Source organism: Roseateles sp. P5_E11 (assembly GCF_054049355.1).
Map to the genome: position 1 here is coordinate 1 of NZ_JBFUMO010000677.1, position 2,802 is coordinate 2,802.

A 2,802-nucleotide genomic window follows, 5' to 3' on the forward strand; every position below is an offset into this window, starting at 1 on the left:
GTCAAGGTCTTGATGGCCTTGCGGCAGCCGCGCGTTATCGTCTTTGGCGACCTGCTGTCGGAAGAGGAGTGCGACGGCATCGTCGCGTTGGCGACCAAGCGCCTGGCGCGCTCCGAGACCGTGGCCACCGGCGGCGAGGGCAGCGAGGTGAACGCCGCACGCACCAGCGACGGCATGTTCTTCGAGCGCTGTGAGACCGAGCTGATCCGCAAGATCGAAGCACGCATTGCGACGCTGTTGCGCTGGCCGCTGGACCACGGCGAGGGCCTGCAGGTGCTGCACTACCGGCCGGGCGCTGAATATCAGCCGCATTACGACTACTTCGACCCGGCTCACGTCAGCACGCCGGCCATCCTGAAGCGCGGCGGCCAACGCGTTGCGACGCTTGTCATGTACCTGAACACGCCCACCGCCGGCGGCTCGACCATCTTCCCGGACATCGGCCTGGACGTCGCACCCGTCAAGGGCAACGCCGTCTTCTTCAGCTACGACCGGCCCCACCCCGCCACGCAGACCCTGCATGGCGGCTCGCCGGTGCTGGACGGCGAGAAATGGGTGGCGACGAAATGGCTGCGTCAGGGCGTCTTCACCTGATCGGGCGGATCACGCCGTTGCGGCAATGCCTGCGACCAACAGGCCGACGCCGACGACCAGCAGCACGAAGTAGCCCATGCTGAGCAGCAGGCCGCGCCAGATGGCGCCGAACCAGCTGAGCCGGTAGACATTGCGCATCGCCACCAGCCCCTGGCCGAAGACGGCGAAAGTCATCAAGCCTTCGATGTTGGCCGCCATGGCCAGCAGCAGGGCCAGGAACCACAGGCTGTGGCTGTGCAGCGAAAACACGAAGTGCTCGGCATAGCGCCTCCCGCTGCCGGCAAACATGGCCAGCAACAGGGCTGCGAAGACCGGCTGCATGGCCAGCATGCCGTAGGGCGCCAGCGCACTGAAGCGGGCCTTCCACTGGTCGCCTGTCATCGACTTGCCTTTCGTGACCAAGCCCGTCACCAAAAGCTCGCTGCGGCTGCAGGCCTCGGGATGCTGCTCATCGCAGCCCAGCTTGGTGTTGACCGATTTCTTGCCCTGGCCGGCCGTGCTTGCCGCCTCGGCCTCAGCCTCGGCCGGCGTCTGCCCAGGCTTGACTTTCACCTTCACTGGCTTGCCGGGCGCGGCCGGTTGGCTGGACTCGACGTCTGCCTCCTGCTCCTCGTGTTTTCCGTGCTGCAGCAGGTGATAGCCGACGAAGAACAGGAAGCTGGCGGTCAGATAGACCCGCAGCGGCAGCACATAGCGCCGCCGCTGGCCGCGGAAATAGGCGTTGGTCAGATGACCCGGCAGGCAGACCAGCGCCCACAGCGTGCGCCACAGCGGCCCGTCGAAGGCGACGTAGTGCCCCAGGTACTCGGTGAACATCTCGCGCACCGAGGGCGGATGCAGGTCGGTCTCCTGGCCGCAATGGCCGCAGTAGACCGGGCGCGGCGTGGCCAGCGTGAAGTGGCAGTTGCGGCAGTAGGGCAGCTCGGGCGCGCCGTGGCTCTTGGGGCTCGTTGGGCTCATGCGGACAGCAGTTTGTTGATCAGCTCGGGCGTGCTGCCCGCCTGGTATTTCTTCATCAGCCGGCCGCGGTAGATGTCCACCGTGCGCGGGCTGACGCCCAGGCGTCGGCCGATGAGCTTGCTGGTCTGGCCCTCGACGAGCAGGGCGGCGATCTCGCGTTCGCGCGGCGTCAGGTCGGCCGTGATCTGGCGGCGCGCCGACAGATCCTCAAAGCTCCAGATGCCGCGGGCATGCGGGTCGGCCGGGTCCAGCGCGCGGCCGGTCACGTGGCACCAGAACAGCTCGCCGCTACCCAGGCGACGCATGACGCGGTCGTCGGCATAGTGGCCCTGGGCATCCAGGCTGGCGACGATGCGCGCGCCGGTGCGCTCGAACTCGACGGCGCTGGGGTACATGACGGCAAAGCTTTTGCCCAGGAGCTGCTCGCGCGTGGCCGCGAACATCTGCAGCACGCGCTCATTGCAGTCGACGATCTGGCGCTGGGCGGACAGCACCAGGCCGATCGGGGCGAGCTGGAAGGCGCTGCGGTAATCGAGGGCGGCGGGTTCCACTTAGGCGAATTCGCTTAATCGACTTCGGAAGGCGCGCGATAGTACCCTTCGCGCTTCACCCGAAAGGCAGGAGACGGCATGAACAAGGTGTACCCGAGCGCTGAGGAAGCGCTGCGCGGCGTCGTGAAGGACGGACAGATGCTCGCGGTCGGCGGCTTCGGCCTGTGCGGCATCCCCGAGGCGCTGATCACGGCCCTGCGCGACAGCGGCGTCAAGGACCTGACGGTCATCTCGAACAACGCCGGCGTYGACGGCTTTGGCCTCGGCGCGCTGCTCGTCACGCGCCAGATCAAGAAGATGATCTCCAGTTACGTGGGCGAGAACAAGGAGTTCGAGCGTCAGTACCTGGCCGGTGAGCTGGAGCTTGAATTCACGCCACAAGGCACCTTGGCCGAGAAGATGCGCGCTGGTGGCGCCGGCATCCCGGCCTTCTTTGTGCGCACCGGCGTGGGCACGCTGATCGCCGAGGGCAAGGAATCGCGCGAGTTCGACGGCGAGACCTACATCCTGGAGAAGGCCCTGGTGCCCGACGTCGCGCTGGTCAAGGCCTACAAGGCCGACAAGAGTGGCAACCTCGTGTTCCGCCGCACCGCGCGCAACTTCAACCCGGCTGCGGCCATGGCCGGCAAGCTGACGGTTGTCGAGGTCGAGCACCTCGTTGAGACGGGCGAGATCGACCCGGACGACGTGCATCTGC

Annotated in this window: 4 protein-coding genes; 2 read left to right on the forward strand and 2 right to left on the reverse strand. The window is 66.8% G+C overall.

What is annotated here, in order from left to right:
- On the forward strand, window positions 1-594 hold a 594-nt coding region (locus ACXJKR_RS29005), incomplete at its 5' end, for a 2OG-Fe(II) oxygenase (RefSeq protein WP_457325794.1).
- A gap of 9 nt (window positions 595-603) precedes the next feature.
- Here ACXJKR_RS29005 and ACXJKR_RS29010 read toward each other — a convergent pair.
- Both ACXJKR_RS29010 and ACXJKR_RS29015 read right to left on the reverse strand, forming a co-directional pair.
- The gene (locus tag ACXJKR_RS29010) at window positions 604-1,554 is read right to left on the reverse strand and encodes a DUF3667 domain-containing protein (RefSeq protein WP_056193418.1); all 951 of its coding nucleotides are present in this window, start codon (window positions 1,552-1,554) and stop codon (window positions 604-606) included.
- Window positions 1,551-2,105, reverse strand: coding sequence for a LuxR C-terminal-related transcriptional regulator (locus tag ACXJKR_RS29015; RefSeq protein WP_056193421.1), 555 nt, complete (start codon window positions 2,103-2,105; stop codon window positions 1,551-1,553). The genes ACXJKR_RS29010 and ACXJKR_RS29015 overlap by 4 nt, the downstream gene beginning before the upstream one ends.
- A gap of 78 nt (window positions 2,106-2,183) precedes the next feature.
- Here ACXJKR_RS29015 and ACXJKR_RS29020 point away from each other — a divergent pair.
- Window positions 2,184-2,802 (forward strand): CoA transferase subunit A (locus ACXJKR_RS29020; RefSeq protein ID WP_457325795.1); only part of this gene is annotated, 619 nt, incomplete at its 3' end.

Coding starts and splice junctions, on each gene's coding strand:
- ACXJKR_RS29010 (WP_056193418.1), bottom strand. CDS start 1,554: ATGAGCCCAACGAGCCCCAAGAGCCACGGCGCGCCCGAGCTGCCCTAC.